This is a genomic window from Corynebacterium sp. LaCa_23 (assembly GCF_058182375.1).
The window spans coordinates 1,965,584-1,987,252 of sequence record NZ_CP190825.1 but is presented as its reverse complement, the minus strand read 5'-3'; the positions used below and the strand labels follow the sequence as shown (position 1 = coordinate 1,987,252).

The following is a 21,669-nucleotide window of genomic DNA, read 5'->3' as shown; positions in this document are numbered from 1 at the left end:
AAGATAAGCTCGTTAAGAGCGAAACTTAAGCTAAGAGGAGAATTCCGTGGCACGCAATATTGAAGATATTCAACGCGATATCGAACGCACCCGGCGTCAGCTGGCTAGCACCCTGGATGAAATTGCGGATCGCAGCAAGCCGCAAAACCTCGTCGATGACGCCAAGAACGCCGCCACCGAAAAGTTGCAGGACCGCAACGTGCAGTTGGTGCTCGGTGGCGTCGGCGCGGCCGTTGCTGGGCTGATCGCCTATTCCGTGTTCCGCTCGCGCCGCCGCAAGAGCGACCTGAAGGAATTGCAGCGCTTGCTGTCTGAGCGCCACTAATTTTCCCCGCCTTACCCCCACGCGCGCCGTGGGGGCTTTTTTCGTATGCTAAGTTGCGATGAAAACTCCAATTCCTTTTTATTTGCAGGAAATTTTGACCCAGGTGCGAGGAAATCGCAGCGGCGCGGTGGCGGACTATATTCCCGAGCTCGCCAAGGCGGAACCGGACTACCTCGGCGTGGCCATCTGCACCACGACGGGGCACGTATATTCCGCTGGCGATGCAGAGGTGGAATTTACCTTGCAGTCCGTGTCGAAGCCCTTTGCGTATGCCCTAGCGCTGCAGGAACTCGGCTTGGATGCGGTGCGTGAGATCGTTGGTATGGAGCCGTCCGGCGAGGCCTTCAACGAGCTTTCGCTGAACCGCTATGACCACCGGCCGGTGAACCCGATGATCAATGCGGGCGCGATTGCGGTAACGCAGCTGATTAACGGCGTGGATTCGGATCCCGCCGAGCGCGTAGAACAGTTGCGCAGCTACTTTTCGCGGCTGGCGGGCCGCGAGTTGAAGATTGATGAAAAGGTGCGCGATTCCGAGCTGCAGGTCTCCGATAGGAACCTGTCTTTGGCGCATATGCTGCGCAATTACGACATCATCCAGGACGAGGCCCACGATGCGGTCTCGACCTACGTGGAGCAGTGCTCGATTAGGGTCACGGTGCGCGACCTCGCCGTGATGTCTGCCACCCTGGCCAATGGTGGCACGCAGCCGGTGACGGGGGAGAAGATCCTGGATGCCGATGTCTGCCGCCTGACGCTTTCTGTCATGAGCTCTGCGGGCATGTACGACGGCGCTGGGCGATGGATGGCCGAGGTCGGAATCCCAGCGAAATCCGGCGTTTCGGGCGGCCTGCTGGGCACCCTGCCCGGCCAATTGGGGGTCGCGACCTTCTCGCCGCGGCTCAATAAGGAGGGCAATTCCGTCCGCGGGGTGGATGCCTTGACCTTGCTTTCGAAGGATATGGGGCTGCACTTGATGTCCACGGATGAGCGCTACGGCGTGCACCCGGTGCGCAGGATGGAGACCGAGGACGACCTCACGGTGATCTTCCTGCAGGGCCTTATCAACTTCAACGCGGCGGAGACCATCTTGCATCAGCTCACCGAATGCGAATTCGGCGAGGGCACGGTGGTACTGGAACTATCCCATATCACCGGATCCAACCGGATGGGCCGGCGCATGCTGAAGGAAGGCCTCCGGCGTATCCGCGAGGCCGGCTTCGATATCGCCATCGTGGATCCGGACGGCGAATTGGAGGACCGCACCATGGCGGATGGCACCGAGGTGCCCAAGGGCGAGCCGGAAGACTACGCAATTGCTGAGGAAGCAGTTTAGGTTTGGGTCACCTTACTTGGTTGGGGTAGGATAAGTTCGCCCTTATCCTCGTATCGAGGATTCCGATCGACCAAGGAGTCAAAATGGCATATAGATTCCCCAAGGTATTGGCCGTGGTAGCGGCCTCCGCCACCGCACTGGCAGGCTGCAGCGCCGCCGAAGAAACCACCAACAACACCAACAGCAGCAGCGGCAGCGACGATGCCGCCCTGTCCTTCACCGACCTCGCGGGCCGCGACGTAGAACTCGACAAGGCCCCCGAGCGCGTCCTATTGGGCGAAGGTCGCTCCCTCTTCGCCACCGGCATCCTCAACACCGAAAACCCACTGGATAAGGTCGTGGGCATCGGATCTGACCTGAAGAAGAACGTGCCGGACTACTACAACGTCCTGGAAGAAAAGCTGCCCAAGGTCACTGAACTTCCGGAAGTCGGCGCCATCAGCAAGGGCGATGTCACCGTGGAAAACCTGGTGAGCCTGGACCCAGACCTCATCGTGCTGTCCAAGGACCAGTATGACGCCTCGCAAGAGGCGGGTCTGACCGAAAAGATGGACCAGGCGGGCCTTAAGTACGCCGTGACCGATTTCCGCGCCAAGCCACTGGAAAACACCACCAAGTCCATGGAAATCTTCGGTGAGATCTTCGGCAAAGAAGAGCGCGCCGAGGAATTCAACAAAGAGTGGCAAAAGACCGTGGACCTGGTCAAGGAGCGCGCGGACAAGGTAAAGGACAAGCCCAAGACCTTCGTTTGGCGCGCGGCCGGAGTCATGGACTGCTGTGGCTCGTGGAATAACTCCAATATCGCGCAGCTGGTCAACGAAGCCGGCGGTGAAAACGTGGCCGATGGCATCATCCCGGGCGAGGTCGGTGCCGTGACCCCAGAAAAGGTCCTCGAATCGGACCCCGATATGGTGATTGCGACCGGCGGCGACTGGTCCGAGAAGAAGGACGATGAGGGCAACCCCGTCGGCTACGCTGCGGTGGGCTATGGCATCGGCGAAGATGAGGCGGAGGCGAGCATCGCCAAGCTGCCGAGCAACCAGCCAGGATTCGAGAACCTGCGTGCGGTCAAGGAGCACAAGCTGCATGGCATGTGGCACCAGTTCTACAACTCGCCGTTCAATTACTTAGCGCTGCTGCAGATCGCGAAGTGGATCAACCCGGAGGCGTATGAGGATATGGACGTCGACAAGGAGTGGATGCAAGCGCAAGAAAAGTACTCGCCGGTTGCTGGCGAGGGAACCTTCTTTAGCACGAATTAATGGTAAGCGCGGAGGTAGCTGCCCTTACGCAGCAACACAAAAAGCTCACCTGGCAGCGCATTAGCATCGTCGCGGGCCTGTGCCTCATCGCGGCGGTGGCGTTTGTGGTCAGCAACTTCGTTGGCGCCATCGACATCAGCCCCGGCGAGGTCATCAGGGGCATCGTGAAGCCCTCGAGCCTGGATGACCAGACGCATACGGTGCTGTGGAAGCTGCGCCTGCCGATGGCCGTCATGGCCCTGCTCATCGGCGTCAGCCTCTCGCTGGCCGGCGCGGAGATGCAGACCATCTTGAATAACCCGCTGGCGGAGCCGTTTACGCTCGGCATTTCCGCTGCGGCGGCCTTCGGCGGTGCTAGTTCCATCGTGCTGAAGTGGCAGTTGCTGACCCAGCCGCAGTTCAACCTGGCGCTGGTGGCGTGGTTGTCTGCGGCGGTGGCGACGGCGATCATCGTCGTGGCTGCCATTATCCGCGGCGCGAAGGCGGAGACGATGGTGCTGCTCGGCATTGGTTTGGTTTTCTTCTTCCAAGCCATGCTCGCGCTTATCCAATACCAGTCTTCGGCCGAGGCGCTGCAGCAGATCGTCTTTTGGTCCATGGGTTCGCTCACGCGCGCCAACTGGGTAGCCAACGGCGTGCTCGCGGGCGTGCTGCTGGTTGCCCTGCCCATTTTGTGGGCGCTGTCGTGGCGGCTTACGGCCTTGCGGCTTGGCGATGCCCGCGCCGCCGCCATGGGTATTAACACCGCCCGGCTGCGCGTGGTGGTGCTCATCGTGGTTTCCCTCGTGGCGGCAACGACGGTGGCCTTCGCCGGCATCATCGGCTTTATCGGCCTGGTGGGCCCGCACATCGCCCGCATGCTGGTGGGCGAGGACCAGCGCTATTTCGTGCCCGCCTCCATGGCCGCTGGTGCGGCCGTGATGTGCGCGGCGCACGCGGCGAGCTTGATGATTAAGCCGGGTCTGGCCATCCCGATTGGTATCGTGACCTCGCTTTTGGGCGTGCCGTTCTTTATCGCCATCGTGATGACTCGAAGGAGGGCGCTGTGGACGTAGAACTTACCCTGCGCGGTATAAGCGCGGCCTACGGCAAGCACACCGTGCTCGAAGCGGTCGACGTGGATACGCTGCAAGGCGGCCAGTTGGTTGGCCTGCTAGGGCCCAACGCCTCCGGCAAGACCACGCTGATCAAGTCCCTTGCCAGCGTGCACCACGGGTACAAGGGCGAGGTGGATTTTCTGGTGGATGGCGAAAGCCCGCGGGGCAAGCGCCGCCGCCAGCTCATCGGCTACGTCCCGCAGGATCTGCCGAGTACCGCGGCGCTGCGGGCGTTTGAGACGGTGCTGATCGCGGCGCGTCGGGAAGCATGCGAGGATCCCATCACCCGCAGCGCCGAGGTGCTGCACGCGATGGGGCTGGACTCCATTGCCTCGCGCTACCTTAACGAGCTATCTGGCGGCCAGCGCCAGCTCGTGGCCGTGGCGCAGATGCTGGTGGGAAATCCCGGCCTGATGCTCTTGGACGAGCCGACGTCTGCGCTCGACCTGCATCGCCAGTTCTTCGTCCTCGAGGAGGTGCGCGAGAAGGCTAGGCGCGAAGGCAGCCTGGGGCTGGTCGCCATTCACGACATCAACCTGGCCGCGCGCATGTGTGATCAGCTGGTGGTGCTCAAATCGGGCCATATCCGCGCCCAGGGCGCGCCTGGAGACGTGCTGACGTGCGAGCTGGTGGAAAGCGTCTATGGGGTAGAGGCGGACATCGTGGAGCACCGCGGTGTTCCCGTCGTCGCGCCCCAGCGCGTGAATAAGCAGTAAAACAAGCAAAGGCCGAGCGAGATGCTCGGCCTTTTTGCTAGCTTTGAAAGCGAACTTTGAAAACGAAAAAATCGCGAGGCATATACCTCGCGATTTCGCTGTTGTGCGCCATCAGGGAATCGAACCCCGAACCCACTGTTTAAGCGTTTTGGCAGCGTGAGCGTAGTCTTTCCGAATGACATATTTAACTGATTTTGCCAAATCTCTTCGGGCGCGGGGGTGCCGTAAGGAAACCGTATCGCTACGCCGGTATCACGCGGCGCGGGACTGCCCAGCACCCGGATTCTTTAAAAAATCCGGGTGCATTTGGTTCAATCGTGAACGTTTTACCACTTTCGCGATGGCGGCGCGCGATTCGGCAACGGATAGCGCTTGCGCCATTCATCGAGCGGCATCGCCCCGCGCGAGCTGTTGCACCTACGATGCGCGGGCGCGAGATTGTCCAGCGAGTTATCGCCACCCAACGAGCGCGGCACGATGTGGTCGATAGAGTCAGCGCCGGGCATTCCGCACAAGTGGCACACGCGCCCCTTGGCCGCGAACACGGCGGCGGTCAACCGCGCAATCTTGCGGCCATTCCAATCACTCATGACTAGACCCCGCCGGTCGGTTCGCGTAGTACCCCTCGAACGCCTGTTGCATCGAGCCCTCTATATCCCCATTGAGGGCAATCAACTCTAGCGCTTTCCATGAGCGTCGCCGCCCGGTCGTTCCCGTCAATGCGATAGGCACACCGGCGCGAATGACACCCACGTCTTTGGATAGGGCACTATCAGCGGCACACTCTCTAAGCACGGGACATGACTCGCAAATCTTCCTTTGGTCAGCTCTATCGAGCCCATCAGCTCTAAGGCAAGTGGGGGACTCCCAAAGGCTGGGGTCAGTTCCCCTACAGGCGGCACGGGTACGCCATTCTTGGTTATTGCGGTAGGTCAACATAAGTGCTCATTTCTTAGCTACAGGTTCAGCCCAGGGGGCTAGATAATGAACCCCACGGGGTTTAGTTGTTGGTTGGTGACCCCCCATTGGATAATTCCCATTTTTGTCCACTTTCCATCGTCACCCCATGACTGGTAGGCCCTTGTGCCGTGACGGGCATAAGGGCCTTTCAGTGCCGCCCGGTCTCTGGTAGCTAGTCAGAAATCGGGGGTAAACCTGCGCTAATGGTCTACACTTTGGAATCGGCGAAAGCACTGTGAGCGCACGCGGCTGTTGTTATCCCGGTGCTTACGTCATGAGCCGGGGATCGCACCTCAAGGTGGGTGCTGGATTCAGTTATTTGAGTCATCTGGTTGTCAATGTTCCTAGCGACTCATGTGGGATTGGCCCCGCCGCGATTGCGACGGAAGATAGCGGGGTCAATCCACATCAACCGCTAGAACAACTGGGAATTCAGGCGCTTAGCTTTACACTCCGCGCATTCCCTAACACCGTCCTGCTCGGGCGGCACGTGATACGCCGCGAAATGGCGTAAACACACCGTGCACCTGATAGGTGAGCGGCGGTGCGGCAATCTCTGCGTGCACGCCGGGCAATCCGAGTTGTACTTAAACGCCATCGTCGGGCACACCCGATTCGGCGGCAACGAGCGATGCCGTGACTAGATACCGCTGTAGCCGCGTAAGCTCCTCAGCCGGGTCATCGAACATCGGGTTAAACGATTCGTTCACGATGAACCTCAACCAATCCATAGCGGCGGTTTCTTCGTCAGTGCCGCGCGGATTGCGGCCCTCGTCGAAAGCAAGGCGCGTATTCTCATAGAGGTTTTCCACGCGTGCGCCCCGGTCGGCCAGGGCGCGCAAGCACTGGCCCTCTAGCTTCATGTAGGCACACAGACGATTGATTAGCTCGGTGGTTTCAAGTTCGCTTATAAAGCGTGCGGGCCTATCCATTAGCCGATTTCCTTTCGCTAGCGGCGATAGCTTCAATGGCGGCGCGGTCAAACACACGAATTCCGCGTTCGCCAAATTCACCTATCGGCGTGAGTTTGCCGGCGAGCACGCGGCGGTTTACCTGTGCGCGGGTAATCCCTAGTAGGCCCGCCGCCTCTTTCGTGCCGATAAGTACCGGATTAGTCATAGGACACATTAGAGCACATACGGCACGTGTCTGGCAATAGTAAACAGCTCATTGAACACAATTAGAGTGCGTCACTTGACACAATTACCTGCATACGACAACAATTAGACATATGACTACATCGATACAATTAGGCGGCCAGGTGCCAGATTGGACTATTGCGGATCGTGTGCGGAAGGCTCGCGAGTTTGCGGGGCTAAAGCAATTAGAGCTAGCGGAGAGCGTGGGAATGGCACGCACGTCGCTGGCACGTATTGAACAAGGGAAATCGGAGCCGCGTAGGCCTACTCTTATCGCTATTGCGTTCGCTACCGGCGTTTCTCTGGAATGGCTCGAACATGGCGAAACCCCCGCGGGGCCTGGGCCCAGCGGGGGTGATGTGGTGCGCCATCAGGGAATCGAACCCCGAACCCACTGATTAAGAGTCAGTTGCTCTGCCAATTGAGCTAATGGCGCAGTGTTGACGTCCTGCCGTGCGGCTCTCTGTGCAACGAGTAGAAACTTTAGCACCCCGGTTGAAAAACTGTAAAATCGCCTGGTCATAGCGTGTTTTCGGGGGAGTATAACAGTTTGGACAATGGTGCGCTTGTTTCTGGTATTTGGGGTGGCAAGGCGATAATCTGGATTGGTCTTGAAAGAACTACTGTGTTTCTAAGGTCTACTTAGTGATTAACTCCCTCTCTAATTCCCGCCGCATTGCTGCTGCGAGCATTGCGTGCATTTCCCTGGTAGTAGCCTCGTGCTCCGTTGATTCCGCCGCCGAAAACCGCCCGGAGGATAAGGAAACTACCTCGAGCTCAGCAGAGAAATCTGAGCAGAAAGAAAAGTCGAAGCTTTCGGCTTCCGTGAAGGATGGGGCAGAAGACGTCGATCCATCCAAGCCTGTCACCGTGGAATCTACCACCGAGCTCAAGAGTGTGACCATGACCAATGAGCTGGGCGTGGAAGTAGAAGAAAAGCTCTCTGAGGACGGTAAGAAGTGGACTACGGCCGAGGATCTTGGCTATAACCACACCTATTCCATCGTCGCCTCCGACAAGGACGGCAATAAGAAGAACCTGAGCTTTTCCACCTCGCAGGCCGCGGGCGTCGCCCAGGTGGCGATGACGCCTATCCCGGGCTCCGAGGTGGGCGTGGGCCAGGTCATCGGCGTCAATTTCGGTACCTATATCACCGACCGCAAGGCGGCAGAGGACACGATTACGGTCAAGACCAACCCAGAGGTGGAAGGCGCGTTCTACTGGGTGAATAACCAAGAGGTGCGCTGGCGCCCCAAGGAGTATTGGGAGCCTGGCACCAAGGTCGAGGTCAAGGTCGATCAGTACGGCAAGGATCTCGGCGGCGGAATCTACGGCGGGGAAAATACGGGGACGGATTTCACCATTGGGGATCGCACCGTCGCGCTGGTGGATAACGCCACCAAGACCATGAAGGTCTATAAGAATAAGGAGCTCCTGCGCACCATTCCGGTATCGCTGGGCCGCGATTACCAATACGACACCCCGAACGGGCGCTATGTCATTGGCGATCAGCACCAGTCGCTCTTGATGGATTCTGAGACCTTCGGGTTGCCGCACGATGCGGGCGGGTACAGCACCGAGGTGGACTGGGCTACCCAGATGTCTTATTCCGGCATCTACGTGCACTCTGCGCCGTGGTCCGTGTGGGCGCAGGGTAACTCCAATACCTCCCACGGCTGCATCAATGTCACGCCAGAGGCCGCGCAGTGGTTCCAGAACACCGTCAAGCGCGGCGATATCGTCCGCGTATTCAATACCTATGGCGAGACGCTCAATCCCATGGATGGCTTGGGCGACTGGAACCTGTCCTGGGAGGAATGGTCCAAGGGCAACGCAGACGCTAATCAATAATCCGCACAATCTTTAGGCGCATGGCTACAGTGGTGGCCATGCGCTTTTCTATTTTGGACCGCGGGGCGGCGGGCACACTCGATGGGGTAGCCGAGCATGCGCAGCACGTGGAGCGGCTGGGGTTTCGCAGGTTTTTCCTCGCCGAGCACCACGGCGTGCCGGGCATCCCAGCGGGCCAGCCGGGCATGTTGGCCGCGCACGTAGCGGCGCGCACGCAGCGCATTCGCGTGGGCACCGCAGGCATCATGGTGCTCAACCACCCGCCGTTTCTTGTCGCGGAACAAATCAACCTTCTGGAGGCGTTGTATCCGGGCAGGATCGATATTGGGTTGGGGTCCTCGGTGGGCTTTACGGCACCGGTGCGTAAGGCCCTGCGCCAGGGCGATCCGCTGGAGCTCAAGCCGCAGTTCGAGAACGAGGTTGAGACCCTGCTGCGCTACCTGCGCCGCGAGGAGGCGGTCACGGTGCGGCCCGAGTACGCGGGCACGCCCCTCTATATCCTCGCCGGCTTCCGGTCGGTTACGGTGGCCGCGCGGTTGGGATTGGGCGTCATCCTGGGCGGGCCCGTAGAGATGCAGGAAAAGGCGGCGCGGCTTTACCGCGAGCACGCGCTTGCCGATGCCCCACCTATCATCTCCTCCCTCAATATCGCCGTCGCCGATACCGCGGACCAAGCGCGCGACCTTTTGCTGCCTGAGTCCTATGCAAAGGTCATGGCCCAGTCCACCGGGGAATTCGCGCCGCTGCGCCCGGCCCGCGAATTGGACCTGGAGGGGCTAACGAGCCAGCAACAGCGCCGTATCGACGAGTCCCTGGGCCACGACGTCTGGGGGACGGTGGGGGAAGTGGGGGAGGAACTAAGGGGCATCGGCAAGCGGCTGGGTGTCGATGAGTTCCTGATTACCGGAGACATGCCGGATCTCGCGGGGAGGGCCCGCTCGGAGGAAATGGTGGTGGAGATATAAAAAATCCCGAGCGCGGGGCTCGGGAGTTTGGGGTGGCTGACGGGACTCGAACCCGCGACAACCAGGATCACAACCTGGTGCTCTACCAGCTGAACTACAGCCACCATCGTTGCGCGAAAGCAACGAGATATAGGTTAACTCACGCCGCGTAAATTACAAAAACGCCTGGTAATCGGCGGTGGTTTCGGCCTTGAGGTCCTCGGCTTCGGTAGAAGTTGGGCCCTCATCGGTGCGAAAGACGCTGCGGCGATAGAAATCGAGCTCGCGGATGGACTCGATGATGTCCTGCAGTGCGCGGTGGGCCATGCCCTTATCGGGCTGGTTGTAGTAGGCCCGCGGGTGCCAGCGCCGGGCGAGCTCCTTGATGGTGGAGACGTCGATCATGCGGTAGTGCAGCGCCTCATCCAGCCGCGGCATGTAGGCGCGGATGAAGGTGCGATCGGTGGCGATGGAATTGCCGGCCAGGGGAGCGGGGTGCTCGCAGTGCTCGTTGATGAGCGCCAGCACGGCGTCCTCGGCCTCGCGGATGGTGGTGGTGGACTGGCGGATTTCCTTGTCGAGGCCGGAGTTCGCGTGCATCTCGGTGACGAAGGAATCCATCTGGGATAGTTCCTCTTCGGTGGCGTGGACGACGAGATCGATGCCCTTGCCAAGGATATTCAGGTTGCCGTCCGTGATGACTGCGGCCACCTCGACGATGACGTGGCGCTCTGGGTCGAGGCCGGTCATTTCCAGGTCGATCCACACGAGGCGATCATATTTTGCGGCGATTTCGGGAGAAGACATGCGTTCCATTCTAACCCCGGCCGGCCGGGCCCTCCGCGCGCCCCGATCCGCACCCCGCAAAGCAAAAGGAAAAATTTACCTATCGTTTTACCTACACTGGGAAGTGATTTACGGCATACTTTCTATATCGTGCTTCACAAGGGAGGTGCGAATGACTAAGGAGTTTCTCGATGGCAAACTTTCTCGATGCCCTCAATTCCATAATTTGGTCGCCCGCCCTCGTGTTTTTGTGCTTGGGTGCGGGTGTTTATTTCACCGTGGTAACGCGGGGCCTGCAGGTCCGGTGCCTGCCGGATATGCTGCGGCAAATTTCCAAGGGCGAAAAATCCGATGACGGTGTTTCTTCGTTCCAATCGCTGATGGTCTCGCTATCTGGCCGTGTGGGCGTGGGTAATATCGCCGGCGTGTCCACGGCCATCGCTTTCGGTGGCCCGGGTGCGGTGTTCTGGATGTGGGCGGTGGCGCTTTTGGGCTCGTCCACCTCTTTCATTGAGTGCACCCTGGCGCAGATTTATAAAGAAAAGGACCAGGACACCGGCGAGTACCGCGGTGGCCCGGCTTACTACATCGAAAAAGCGTATAAGCACACCAAGGCCGCGCCGTTCATGATGGTCTATGGCATCCTCTTTGCCATCGCCATGATTTTGGCCACCAGCTACTTCCTGCCGGGCATTCAGGCCAATGCTGTGGCCGCAGCGGCCGATACCGCGTGGGGTGTTAACTCCACCTGGGCCGCGGTAGTCCTGGCCGGCATTTTGGCCATCATCATTATCGGCGGCGTCAAGCGCATCGCTACCTTCGCCACCCTGGTCGTGCCGTTTATGGCCGTGATTTACATCGGCATTTCCATCGTCGTGATGCTCATCAACTACTCGCAGATTCCAGAGGTCTTTGGCCTCATTTTTAAGTCTGCCTTCAACCTCGAGGCCGGGTTCTCCGGCATGCTGGGTGTGGCCATCATGTGGGGTGTCAAGCGCGGTATTTACTCCAACGAGGCTGGCCAGGGCACCGGCCCGCAGTCCGCTGCCGCCGCGGAGGTCTCCCACCCGGCTAAGCAAGGCTTCGTGCAGTCCTTCGCCGTGTACATCGACACCCTCTTCGTCTGCTCCGCAACGGCGTTCATGATCATCTCCACGGATATGTACACCGTTTTCCGCGGCGAATCCGAGGACGGTGAGGTTGTCTACCAAGGCTCGCTTCCCGATGACGTCGCGGTAGGCCCCGGCTTCGTCCAATCCGGCCTCGATAGCGTCTTTGCCGGCTGGGGCCCGACGTTTATCGCCGTGTCCATTGCTTTCTTCGCCTTTACCACCGTGCTGGCGTACTACTACATGTCCGAGGTTAACTTGACCTACTTCAACCGTTGGGTCAAGTCTCGCCCGATTCGCCGCGGCCTGGTGTGGGCGCTGCGCATCCTGATCATCGTCTCGGTCATCGTGGGTGCTACCACGACTCCGGGCTCGGCCTGGGCGCTTGGCGATATCGGCGTCGGTACCACTGCATGGCTAAATATCATCGCCATCCTCTTCCTGCAGGTTCCGGCGCTTAAGGTCCTGAAGGACTACGAGAAGCAAAAGAAGGCGGGCAAGGATCCGGAATTCGACCCAGAAGCGGTGGGCATCAAGAATGCCGATTTCTGGGTGGACCGCAAAAACGCCCGCGCGGCGGCACAAGCCGCCAGCAAGCAAGCTGCCGGCAAGCAGGCCGCCGGCGAAAATGCGGAAAGCTAGCCCATCTGGGAATAAAACCGCCCAATGAGCGGCGCGATGACTGGGGTCGGCAGCACCTTGCTGACCACGTTCATCGCCTTTGACAAGGGGCCAGGGACCACGCGTCGCTGGCCTTTTTGCATGGCCGCGATGGTCTCTTTGGAGCAGGACTCATACGTGGTCCACAGCGCATCGGGCACGACCTTATCCACGATGGTCTGGTCCTCTTCGGCGATGGTCGCCTCGCGCACCGGACCAGGAGCAAGCAATGTACAGCTGATGCCAGAGCCCTTGAGCTCATAGTGCAGCGCCTCCGTAAACGCATTCACACCGGCCTTGGTAAAGACGTAGGTCGCGTTATTGGGGATGGGGATATTGCCGGCCGTTGAGCCCACATTGCAGATGGCGCCCGCACGCCGTGGGAGCATGTGTTCCAGCGCGGCGCGGGTCAGGCGGTGCACGGCGGTGCCATTTAAGGCGAATTGGGAGGACTCGTAGCCCCAGTCCTGGTCCATGAAGGGCCCGAAGCTGGCGATGCCGGCGGAATTGACCAAGATGGAGACTTCCTTGGAGGAGATGGCATCAATAACCGCCTCGACCCCTTCATCGGTGGCCAAATCCGCGGGCAGGGCACTGGCCTCAATATGGTGGCGGCGCTCAAGTTCTGCGGCTATGTCTTCCAAGATTTCGCCGCGCCGGGCAACGAGGATGACGTTATAGCCCATCGATGCGAAATCGTGGGCCATCGCCTTGCCGATGCCCTGACTAGCGCCCGTAACTAGGGCGTAGGAGGTACGAGATGGTGCCGGAAGTGACATTGTCGAGCCTTTCGAAGGTGGCCAAGTACTGAAAGACCCAGCGTAGACAAAAAGCCGGCATGCTGCGAAAAAGTCTCGAGGCTTCAAAGGTATAAAGAGCTTCGAGGGCCCTCCTAATAAGCCATCAGGCGGCCATTCAGCTCCCCCGTGGATGCTACGCTCCGGAAAAGTATCGGGAATGTGACTGGCGAAGATTCTCTTCACTCGCGCTAGCAACCGCCACAATTTCCATATCCGGATCATTATTGGATCGGTCTAAACGCAATCGTTCACGCGTAGCTGCGGAGAGTGAATCGAACTTTTCACATCGGACAGTGCCCTTTTTGCGATGGTATTCAATCAAGAATGCTGGCATGGAGCTTGTCACTTTCCTTTCTGCGCGATATCTGACCGTACTTTAACTAATTCCGAAAGTCTATCTTCGAGTATGCCAAAAGCACGGCTCCTCAGCTGACGAATTTCCGAATGCAGTGGGCCGACTCGCCTCGTGGAGCTAAAGGGGATGAAGACACTATCAGCGACTCTCTCCGCTTGATGGACAGTGTCAGAAGCCTCATGCAGAAGTTCCATCTCCGTGCGAGCCGCGGGGTTCGGTTTCGCACCAAATTCCAGGTAGCGAATGTCCCTGCCGTAGATATCAGCTGCGACCTCGTAGAGGTTCGCCCATTGGGCCTGCATGGCTGTTCTTATTTGAAACTCAGCGCGCCCCGCAGGGGTGACAAGGTGCAAATGTATGGCTCGGTAACCGGAGTGCGCATTCTCTCTCATGTCACTAATCTCGACCTTGGTTGCACCGGCGTTTAGAAAATCTTCCTTAAAAAGTTCAGCTATTTTAGTTTGCTCGGATAGGGTTAAATCGCAGTCAAACCTAAGCCCTGACACGTCCCAGATGTTTTTCAGCGGATATGTTGGCATCCTCCGAAGTTTTTCTATAAGCGTGCCGAATGTCTTAACCCTGGCGGCAAATACATAATCGCCCGAGTCAGGCCTGATCGATCCTTCTTGTTCATTTAATGGATAAATTAGGCATCTGACTGTGTTGGTTGCTATTTCCATCAGAGCGTCGCAGAGAACGGCTTGGTGCTCGAGGAATCGAAGAAGTATCTCCTCGTCGTACGGGGTGCCTTTGCGCAGATTGCTTCCGACTTTGTGTACCTGATTCCAGGTGAATGAATCTCGGTCGGGCTTGGTCTTTATGAAGTCCATGTCAGTTCTGTAGGTTCCGAATAATATCCCTAAGCGGATAAGTTGCTGGGGCAGAGAGGTTGAGTTTTAACTCTATCTTTCCCCGTCCTACCCATTTTTGCAGTAGTCCTGGGTTGAAGTAGGGACCTCGCGGGCGGAGCTTATGGCCGAATTTCGTGTGGTGATCCAGGCATCTTGACTGTGGGCTACTTCTTTCGGATATGTTCCATTCGGCACTCTCTTCACACCGCACGATTCACGGCAGACCTTGGCATCGCTGGCAATTAAGGGTGGGCAAATCCTAGAGTGCTTCAGATGATATTTGGACACTCGAGCGTAACCATTACGAAGGACAGATACGGTCATCTTTATCCGGAAGATTTAAGCGCGTTCACTTCCGGTTGCGATACGTTATTTTCAAAGGATTGTGCCCATTGTGTGCCCAAAGGCCACTTTCTTCGCGATGTTAATCCGTCAGAAAGTGGCCTTGAGCTGCGGTGCCCCCAGCAGGACTCGAACCCGCGACACATGGGGTAGAAACCCACTGCTCTAATCCGCTGAGCTATGGGGGCTGGACAGCACACTCATATTAGCCCACAGCCACGGCGATTCCTAAGCCAGGGGGCGGGCGGAATCGTGCGCGCGCAAAATGTCGACCAATTTTTGGGCGGCCGGGGTAAGTTCGCGGTCGGAGCGATAGGCCAAGATGGCATGGAAGCGCGGAAGATCCTCTTTGACCGTTAGTTTAGCGATGCCCTGCGGATGCAGCGCGGGGGCGCACCGGGGCATGAAGCTGATGCCAAAGCCACTGGAAATCATCGGGATGGCGGCATGCAGCGATGCGACGTCTTGAATGTGATCCGGCTTGTAGGAGGGGTGGTTCTCCCACAGGTCATCGTAAAGCTCAGCCATGCCTGGAAGCTCGCGGCAGTGGGGAGGCACCAGCCAGGTTTCCTCGCGCAAGTCCTGCAGGGAGACGGGGGAAGGAAGATCCGCCATGGCCTCTGGTACCGCGAGGGAGTAGTCGAATTCGGCGACGTCGTGGATGGTGAGCTCGGGGGAGTAGCGGCGGATGAAGGCTTTGGGGTCGGACGTCGGCAAGAGCGCGAGGTCCACCTGGCCTTCCAAGAGCCGCTTGATGGCAGTGGCGGCGGTGGAATCATCCAGGCTGATGCGGGCTGAGGGGTGGAATTCGGTGAGCTCGGAGAGGACGGAAGGGGTAAATTCCCAGTTTAAGATGGGGCACGACGTCAGGGACACGGTATTGGCGTTTTCGCCGGTGATTTCGCTGATGTGGCGTTGGGCATCGGCAAGCAGGGCATCGACCTTGAGGGCGGTGTCATAGACATAATCACCCGCCTCCGTGGTGGTTACGCCCGAGCGCCCGCGGGAGAGCAACTGGGTATTGAGCTCCTTTTCCAATTTGCGGATGGAAAGGCTCAGGGAGGGCTGGGTCATTTCAAGGGCTGCGGCGGCATGGGTGAAGGACCCATTGTCTACAACGGCACGGAAATAAAGAAGTTGACGGGTGTCCATAGGCTCTATCATGGCACATCCAGGGGCAAAATATGCGTTCGCTTTGCATTAGGGTGGCCCTATAGAATGCGAGCTATGGTCAATACGCTGGTCAAAGGCACGCAGTCTGGAACGCAAAAACCCCGTCCTTCCTGGGGAATTTTTATTGCAGCAATGCTTTTTGCTGGCTTGGTCGCGGGGTTCATTTCCCTATTCTTATTGGCTGATTCCTTGGCTGCCCTAGGTATTCCGGACCCCGGGCGGATTACCACCTTTGGCCTGCCGCTTTTCCGTGGGCTGGCGTGGCTGTTGATGGCGCTGTCCGTGGGCTCCTTTCTGGCCTCGTCGTTTCTCATCGCCCCGCGCGGGGACAACGATTCCCTCATCGAGGCGCCTTTATCGGTCGACGGCCATATCGCCGCCCGCACTGGCACGTGGTCGGCCTTCGGCGTTGCGGCCGTGGGGCTGGTAGAAATCCCGATGATCATGTCGGACCTGACCGGCACGCCATTTTTTAAGGTCTTCAACCTGACCATTTTGAAAATGGCCTTTACGGAGATTTCCTCCACCATCGTGTGGGGAATCGCGGTGCTTATCGCCCTTACCGTGGGAATTATTGGCAGCTTCAGCCGCACCTGGGCCATGCAGCCGGTCCTGCTTTTGCTGTCCATCCTGCAGGTGGTTCCCATCGGACTTGAGGGCCACTCCGCGACCGGCGGCGACCACGACTACGGCACGAACTCGCTGCTGTGGCACCTGGTATTTGTGATGCTGTGGGTGGGCGGCCTCATGGCGCTCATCGCGCACGGACGGCGCCTGGGCCCGAACCTCGCCTTCGCCGTCAAGCGCTATTCCGCCATCGCATTCATGGCCATCGTCGTGCTGGCCGTGTCTGGCCTGGTCAATATGCTCATCCGGATGGATATTTCGGACCTGCCGCAATCGCCCTACGGCATCATCCTGATCACCAAATTCGTGCTCACCATCCTGCTGGGCATTATGGGGCTTATCCACCGTGAACTCACCATTCCGCAGTTAGATAAAAACCCGCGGCTCTTTATCCGCATCGCCATCGTGGAGCTCGCGGTCATGGCGGGCACGATTGGCGTAGCCATCACCTTGGGGCGCACCGTGCCGCCGCCACCGCGGGATCCGAACTTGAGCTCCATGCAGATCCTCATGGGCTATAACCTGCATGAGGCGCCCACGGTATTCAATATCTGGACGATGTTCCGCTTTGACATCATGTTTGGCACGATTGGCCTGCTCTTGGCCGCGGCATATGGCTACTGCGTTTACCGCGTGCACAAGCGCGGATTGAGCTGGGACAAGGGGCGCACCGCGTGGTTTATGGTCGGTTCGCTGGGCCTTACGCTCGTCATGTCCACTGGCCTAGGCCTGTACATGCCAGCAATGTATTCCATCCACATGCTGGTGCACATGATTTTGTCCATGACCATTCCGCTGCTCATGGTGCTAGGCGCGCCCGTCACCTTGGTCATGGAGGCCTACGAACCGGGCCCGAAGGGCCAACCCAGCCCGCACGATTATGCCTTGGCGCTGACCCAATCTAAGTTCGTGCGGGTCATTACCAATCCCTTCGTGAACTTGGCGCAGTACCTCTTTTTCCTCTACGTGCTCTATCTTTTCCCGAGCCTGTACGAATTCGCCATTTCGGAGCACGCCGGCCACCTCATCATGAACTACGTGTTCCTCATTTCCGGCTACTTCTACTTCTGGGAGGTCATTGGCCCAGATCCCTTGCCTAAGCGCCATTCCACGCCCTTCCGGCTTGGCATGCTTTTCTTGTCGATGCCCTTCCACCTCTTCGCCGGCGTCTACCTGATGCAGCTGCAAACGGTGCTTGGCCTCGACTTCTATCAGTACCTCGAGCTGCCTTGGGATCAAGACTTGCTGCAGGACCAGCGCGTGGGCGGGGGCATCGCCTGGGGCTTTGGTCAATTCCCCTTGGTCATTGTCTTTGGCAAGCTCTTTTTGGATTGGCTGCGCGATGACCGCGCGACGGCGCGGCGCCACGATGTGCAGGCGGAGGCGGACGATGACGCTGAGCTCGCCCGCTATAACGCGATGCTGGAGGATATGAGCCACGGCGATGAAAGCGGGTTCCGCGGGCACTAATTTATTGCCCACCTGTGGATAACCCACCCGAAAGTGACCATCCTGGGGCCGTTTTGTTGAAGGGGACAACAAGTTATCCACAGTACTGGGCGGCATGGCATGGTGCTGGTTGCGCTGCGGCAGCAGGATGTGAAGGCGAGCGAGGGACATACCACTCGCGAACCCACAACCTAGTAAAGGAATTTCAGCACCATGTCTCAATATCCAGTGATGTTAACCGGCCGCCTTACCCAAGATCCCATCTTGACCAAGACCTCGACCGGCGCATATAAAACCAAGCTGCGCATCGCCTCCTCGCTGCGCGTGCCTGATCGCCCCGCCGATACCGGCACCGACGCGGAGAACCAACGCGGCCAGCAGCAGTGGCGCGATGTAGACCACCTCTTTATTGACGTGGAAATGTGGAACCAATTTGCCATCAACGTCAAGAAATCCCTGGCCAAGGGCATGCCGCTATTGGTCTGCGGCTCGATCGTCTCCGATCAGTGGCGCGATGATGAAGGCAAGGACCACTACCGCACCTTTATCAAGGCGCAGTATGTGGGCCTGGACCTAAACCGCCACGTCATCGGAGCAAAGCGCTTGGCGCCGCAATACAACCAGGAAAACATCGCCATCCCAGAGCTTGGCGAAAACGAAGTTGTGCCCGACGTGGATAACTCCGCGCCGGGAGATACCGCCGCCGATACAGCTGCAGACCGCATCCAAGCGGGAAATAGTGCGGCAGCCCAAGACGGCGAGGAAGTAGCAACGCAAGAGGAGGAGGCCGCCGAAACCGTGCATGTATAGCGCCAGCCATTCGCCTCGGGTTCGCCCGACCCGAGGCACCTAGGCGCGCATTCTGATGTAGTGTTTGTGTAGATAAATACGTCTCCCAAATTTTTGCAAAGGGGTAAAAAGTGGGCGAATTCATCTACACGATGAAAAACGTGCGCAAGGCAATTGGCGATAAGGTCATCCTTGATGATGTCACGATGGCGTTCTACCCGGGCGCCAAGATTGGTGTGGTCGGCCCCAACGGTGCCGGTAAGTCCTCCATTCTGAAGATCATGGCCGGCTTGGATCAGCCTTCCAATGGTGAGGCATTCCTCGACCCGGGCGCTACCGTGGGCATCCTGCAGCAGGAGCCGCCGCTGAATGAAGAAAAGACCGTGCGCGGCAACGTCGAGGAGGGCCTCGGCGATATCTTTGAAAAGAAGCAGCGCTTTGAGGAAATTGCCGAAGAAATGGCGACCAATTACAGCGATGAGCTCATGGCAGAAATGGGCAAGCTGCAAGAGGACTTGGATGCCGCCGATGCATGGGAGGTTGATTCCAAGATCGAGCAGGCGATGGAGGCATTGCGCTGCCCGCCTTCCGATGCCCCAGTGACCAACCTCTCCGGTGGTGAGCGCCGCCGCGTGGCTCTGGCTAAGCTCCTGTTGACGGAGCCAGACCTGCTGCTTCTGGACGAGCCCACCAACCACTTGGACGCCGAGTCCGTGGAGTGGCTGGAAAAGCACTTGGCGGATTACCCAGGTGCCGTCTTGGCCGTCACCCACGACCGCTACTTCCTGGATCACGTCGCGGGCTGGATCTGCGAGGTGGACCGCGGCAAGCTGTACCCGTACGAGGGCAACTACTCCACCTACCTGGACAAGAAGCAAGAGCGCCTCCAGGTTGCCGGCAAGAAGGACGCCAAGCTGCGCAAGCGCTTGAAGGACGAGCTGGAATGGGTACGCTCCGGTGCCAAGGCTCGCCAGGCCAAGAACAAGGCTCGTTTGGAGCGCTACGAAGAGATGGCTGCAGAGGCAGAGAAGTACAAGAAGCTGGACTTCGAGGAAATCCAGATTCCTACCCCGCCGCGCTTGGGCAATAAGGTCGTCGAGGCAAAGAACCTGGTCAAGGGCTTCGATGATCGCACCCTGATTAAGGACTTGTCCTTTACCCTGCCGCGCAACGGCATCGTCGGTGTCATCGGCCCGAACGGTGTAGGTAAGACGACGCTGTTTAAGACCATCGTCGGCTTGGAAGAGCCGGATGATGGCTCGGTTGAGGTCGGCGAGACCGTCAAACTGTCCTACGTGGACCAGAACCGCGAGAATATCGACCCAGAGGCTACGGTGTGGGAGGTCGTCTCCGGCGGACTGGATTATATTCACGTTGGCCAAAATGAGATGCCATCGCGCGCATACCTGTCCGCGTTCGGCTTCAAGGGCCCGGATCAGCAAAAGCCGTCGAAGGTGCTCTCCGGTGGTGAGCGCAACCGCTTGAACTTGGCGCTGACCCTGAAAGAGGGCGGTAACCTTATCCTTCTTGACGAGCCAACCAACGACTTGGACGTCGAAACCCTGGGTTCACTAGAAAACGCCTTGGAGAAGTTCCCTGGCTGCGCCGTTGTTATTTCCCACGACCGCTGGTTCTTGGACCGCACCTGTACCCACATTCTGGCGTGGGAAGGCAACGTTGCCGAGGGGCAATGGTTCTGGTTTGAGGGTAACTTTGGTGACTATGAGAAGAACAAGGTGGAGCGTCTGGGAGAAGACGCCGCCCGTCCTTCTCGCGTCACTCACCGCAAGCTCACCCGATAATCCCTGAGGAGAATGATGGCGACCGATAACGCGCATACCCACCAAGTGCCCACCCGCTGGGGCGATTTCGATATGTACGGCCACATGATGAACGCCAACTATATCGAGGTTGCCCAGGAGGCACGCTTGGCTTTTGCCAAGGAGAATATCTATGCCAAGGGCATCGATTTCATGGCCTTGGTGCGCCATCTCGACGTGGACTATATGCGTCCCATTCCCTTTGAGGGCAATGCCCACGTCATCGTGGAAACCACCGTTTCCCACATCGGCTCGTCGTCCTTTACCACTTCCCAGCAGGTCAAGACCGCTGCAGGGGAGGTAGCGGCCACGGTGAATTGTGTGCAGGTAGTCATTGACAAGAAAAAGCACACCCCGCGCCCGCTGACGGATGAGGAAAAGGATATTCTGCAGATGAGCGCCTCTTAAACGGCGCACAGTGCACATATAGAAAGGTAGGGCCCGCACGCCATGGTCACCGAGTCGCTTGAAATTCGCAGCGGAGGACCTGGCTTGCGGGCCCTTCTTGCGCGCGCAGTTGGGGTAGACGCGAATGCATCGGTGCGCCTGCGCCAGCTTGCCGATGACGTCGTTGACGCCTTCGTCACCACCCCCTTCGAGGTTGTCGCCTCCCGGCGGGTGCAGGGGAAAGTCTCCCGCGATGGGGCAGTGGTCTCCGCGGAGACGCTGGAGCAACAGCTCGCGGAACACGATGGCACCGGCGTTATGGAACTCGGCCCGTCCCGCGATGCGTCGTGGCCGGGCGCATTGCCCCCGGCGACCGGCTTTAGCGTGGTAGATACCCTGCCGGTGACGGTAGTGCGCGAGCTCTCGGACCAGGGACAGAAGCTGACCCGGGAGTTTTCCGGCCCCATGGGCCCGCCGCCCAGCCTGCTTAATCAGACCGTGGTCACGGTTGAGGGCAATGGGCAGACGGTGGAAATCCCGATGCGGATGATCTTTGCCTGCACCAACTTGGGGCTAATTCCGGGGTTCTCTGCCTCCATGGATATTCCGCGGCACCTGCGAGTGTCGAGCCTTGGCCGGTGGGTGCGCCTTGATGCACCGTTTGGCAGCATCTACCGTTCCACGCGGTTATCCGTGCTGTAAAACTCCCCGAATCTGGTATTTCGCCGCCCAAAACGGACAGCGAACAATATCTATAACCCAATAGTCGGGGGTGGTGGATATTTTCTGGGTATGCATTTCTAACCCTATACACTGCAGTATCGAGGAAATCGTGATTATTGTAGTCACCCCCGTTCGTGAAATACGCACAAACTAATATCCTCCTTCGCA

General features: G+C 58.7%; 22 protein-coding genes and 3 tRNA genes. 14 read left to right on the top strand and 11 right to left on the bottom strand.

Features of this window, described 5'->3' with window-relative positions; genetic code table 11:
* Nucleotides 1–46: 46 nt before the first annotated feature.
* The 5 genes from ACP8IT_RS09490 (at nucleotide 47) to ACP8IT_RS09470 (ending at nucleotide 4,736) form a co-directional block, all read left to right on the top strand.
* On the top strand, nucleotides 47–325 hold the full coding sequence (locus ACP8IT_RS09490; RefSeq protein ID WP_005277817.1) for a DUF3618 domain-containing protein: 279 nt from the start codon (nucleotides 47–49) through the stop codon (nucleotides 323–325).
* Between the two features lie 58 nt (nucleotides 326–383).
* Nucleotides 384–1,661 (top strand): glutaminase, encoded by a 1,278-nt coding sequence (locus tag ACP8IT_RS09485; RefSeq protein WP_490289973.1) that lies wholly within the window; start codon nucleotides 384–386, stop codon nucleotides 1,659–1,661.
* Between the two features lie 83 nt (nucleotides 1,662–1,744).
* The gene (locus ACP8IT_RS09480; protein ID WP_490289972.1) at nucleotides 1,745–2,923 is read left to right on the top strand and encodes an ABC transporter substrate-binding protein; all 1,179 of its coding nucleotides are present in this window, start codon (nucleotides 1,745–1,747) and stop codon (nucleotides 2,921–2,923) included.
* Nucleotides 2,923–3,978, top strand: coding sequence for a FecCD family ABC transporter permease (locus ACP8IT_RS09475; RefSeq protein ID WP_126319676.1), 1,056 nt, complete (start codon nucleotides 2,923–2,925; stop codon nucleotides 3,976–3,978). The genes ACP8IT_RS09480 and ACP8IT_RS09475 overlap by 1 nt, the downstream gene beginning before the upstream one ends.
* Nucleotides 3,969–4,736, top strand: coding sequence for an ABC transporter ATP-binding protein (locus tag ACP8IT_RS09470; RefSeq protein ID WP_490289971.1), 768 nt, complete (start codon nucleotides 3,969–3,971; stop codon nucleotides 4,734–4,736). Before ACP8IT_RS09475 ends, ACP8IT_RS09470 begins: the two co-directional genes overlap by 10 nt.
* Nucleotides 4,737–5,062: 326 nt before the next feature.
* Here the strand turns inward: ACP8IT_RS09470 and ACP8IT_RS09465 are convergent, their stop codons facing one another.
* The 4 genes from ACP8IT_RS09465 to ACP8IT_RS09450 form a co-directional block, all read right to left on the bottom strand.
* Nucleotides 5,063–5,326: an HNH endonuclease gene (locus ACP8IT_RS09465; protein WP_490289970.1), complete on the bottom strand. Its 264-nt coding sequence runs from the start codon at nucleotides 5,324–5,326 to the stop codon at nucleotides 5,063–5,065.
* The gene (locus ACP8IT_RS09460; protein WP_490289969.1) at nucleotides 5,319–5,675 is read right to left on the bottom strand and encodes a WhiB family transcriptional regulator; all 357 of its coding nucleotides are present in this window, start codon (nucleotides 5,673–5,675) and stop codon (nucleotides 5,319–5,321) included. The genes ACP8IT_RS09465 and ACP8IT_RS09460 overlap by 8 nt, the downstream gene beginning before the upstream one ends.
* 608 nt (nucleotides 5,676–6,283) lie before the next feature.
* Entirely contained in the window at nucleotides 6,284–6,628 is a 345-nt protein-coding gene (locus tag ACP8IT_RS09455; RefSeq protein ID WP_298694167.1) for a hypothetical protein, read from the bottom strand.
* Complete coding sequence (locus ACP8IT_RS09450; protein ID WP_298694165.1) at nucleotides 6,621–6,815, bottom strand: hypothetical protein; 195 nt, start codon at nucleotides 6,813–6,815, stop codon at nucleotides 6,621–6,623. Before ACP8IT_RS09450 ends, ACP8IT_RS09455 begins: the two co-directional genes overlap by 8 nt.
* Nucleotides 6,816–6,927: 112 nt before the next feature.
* Here ACP8IT_RS09450 and ACP8IT_RS09445 point away from each other — a divergent pair, with 112 nt between their 5' ends.
* On the top strand, nucleotides 6,928–7,233 hold the full coding sequence (locus tag ACP8IT_RS09445) for a helix-turn-helix transcriptional regulator (RefSeq protein WP_298694171.1): 306 nt from the start codon (nucleotides 6,928–6,930) through the stop codon (nucleotides 7,231–7,233).
* Here ACP8IT_RS09445 and ACP8IT_RS09440 read toward each other — a convergent pair.
* A tRNA-Lys gene (locus tag ACP8IT_RS09440) sits at nucleotides 7,196–7,271 on the bottom strand. The genes ACP8IT_RS09445 and ACP8IT_RS09440 overlap by 38 nt on opposite strands.
* Nucleotides 7,272–7,480: 209 nt before the next feature.
* Here ACP8IT_RS09440 and ACP8IT_RS09435 point away from each other — a divergent pair.
* Nucleotides 7,481–8,686, top strand: coding sequence for a L,D-transpeptidase (locus tag ACP8IT_RS09435; protein WP_023016992.1), 1,206 nt, complete (start codon nucleotides 7,481–7,483; stop codon nucleotides 8,684–8,686).
* 20 nt (nucleotides 8,687–8,706) lie between these two features.
* Nucleotides 8,707–9,651, top strand: coding sequence for an MsnO8 family LLM class oxidoreductase (locus ACP8IT_RS09430; RefSeq protein WP_490289968.1), 945 nt, complete (start codon nucleotides 8,707–8,709; stop codon nucleotides 9,649–9,651).
* A gap of 28 nt (nucleotides 9,652–9,679) precedes the next feature.
* Here the strand turns inward: ACP8IT_RS09430 and ACP8IT_RS09425 are convergent.
* Both ACP8IT_RS09425 and orn read right to left on the bottom strand, forming a co-directional pair.
* Nucleotides 9,680–9,755, bottom strand: a tRNA-His gene (locus ACP8IT_RS09425).
* A 49-nt stretch (nucleotides 9,756–9,804) separates the two neighbouring features.
* On the bottom strand, nucleotides 9,805–10,446 hold the full coding sequence (gene orn, locus ACP8IT_RS09420) for an oligoribonuclease (RefSeq protein WP_005284470.1): 642 nt from the start codon (nucleotides 10,444–10,446) through the stop codon (nucleotides 9,805–9,807).
* Between the two features lie 161 nt (nucleotides 10,447–10,607).
* Between orn and ACP8IT_RS09415 the strand changes: the two genes are divergently transcribed.
* Entirely contained in the window at nucleotides 10,608–12,167 is a 1,560-nt protein-coding gene (locus ACP8IT_RS09415; RefSeq protein ID WP_490289967.1) for an alanine/glycine:cation symporter family protein, read from the top strand.
* Here the strand turns inward: ACP8IT_RS09415 and cmrA are convergent.
* The 4 genes from cmrA to ACP8IT_RS09395 form a co-directional block, all read right to left on the bottom strand.
* A complete protein-coding gene (gene cmrA, locus ACP8IT_RS09410) occupies nucleotides 12,164–12,964 on the bottom strand; it encodes a mycolate reductase (protein WP_490289966.1) in 801 nt (266 codons plus the stop codon). The two genes, ACP8IT_RS09415 and cmrA, sit on opposite strands and share 4 nt — an antisense overlap.
* Nucleotides 12,965–13,327: 363 nt before the next feature.
* A complete protein-coding gene (locus ACP8IT_RS09405; RefSeq protein WP_284641491.1) occupies nucleotides 13,328–14,170 on the bottom strand; it encodes a hypothetical protein in 843 nt (280 codons plus the stop codon).
* Nucleotides 14,171–14,647: 477 nt separating this feature from the next.
* Nucleotides 14,648–14,721 (bottom strand) — tRNA-Arg (locus ACP8IT_RS09400).
* Between the two features lie 40 nt (nucleotides 14,722–14,761).
* A complete protein-coding gene (locus ACP8IT_RS09395; protein ID WP_490289965.1) occupies nucleotides 14,762–15,685 on the bottom strand; it encodes a LysR family transcriptional regulator in 924 nt (307 codons plus the stop codon).
* A 66-nt stretch (nucleotides 15,686–15,751) separates the two neighbouring features.
* Between ACP8IT_RS09395 and ACP8IT_RS09390 the strand changes: the two genes are divergently transcribed.
* The 5 genes from ACP8IT_RS09390 (at nucleotide 15,752) to ACP8IT_RS09370 (ending at nucleotide 21,480) form a co-directional block, all read left to right on the top strand.
* The gene (locus ACP8IT_RS09390; protein ID WP_490289964.1) at nucleotides 15,752–17,803 is read left to right on the top strand and encodes a bifunctional copper resistance protein CopD/cytochrome c oxidase assembly protein; all 2,052 of its coding nucleotides are present in this window, start codon (nucleotides 15,752–15,754) and stop codon (nucleotides 17,801–17,803) included.
* A 192-nt stretch (nucleotides 17,804–17,995) separates the two neighbouring features.
* A complete protein-coding gene (locus ACP8IT_RS09385) occupies nucleotides 17,996–18,592 on the top strand; it encodes a single-stranded DNA-binding protein (RefSeq protein WP_490289963.1) in 597 nt (198 codons plus the stop codon).
* Between the two features lie 110 nt (nucleotides 18,593–18,702).
* Entirely contained in the window at nucleotides 18,703–20,373 is a 1,671-nt protein-coding gene (gene ettA / locus ACP8IT_RS09380) for an energy-dependent translational throttle protein EttA (protein ID WP_005277855.1), read from the top strand.
* Between the two features lie 12 nt (nucleotides 20,374–20,385).
* Nucleotides 20,386–20,799: an acyl-CoA thioesterase gene (locus tag ACP8IT_RS09375; RefSeq protein ID WP_005277857.1), complete on the top strand. Its 414-nt coding sequence runs from the start codon at nucleotides 20,386–20,388 to the stop codon at nucleotides 20,797–20,799.
* A 42-nt stretch (nucleotides 20,800–20,841) separates the two neighbouring features.
* Nucleotides 20,842–21,480 (top strand): DUF8185 domain-containing protein, encoded by a 639-nt coding sequence (locus tag ACP8IT_RS09370; RefSeq protein ID WP_005277859.1) that lies wholly within the window; start codon nucleotides 20,842–20,844, stop codon nucleotides 21,478–21,480.
* Nucleotides 21,481–21,669: the final 189 nt, after the last annotated feature.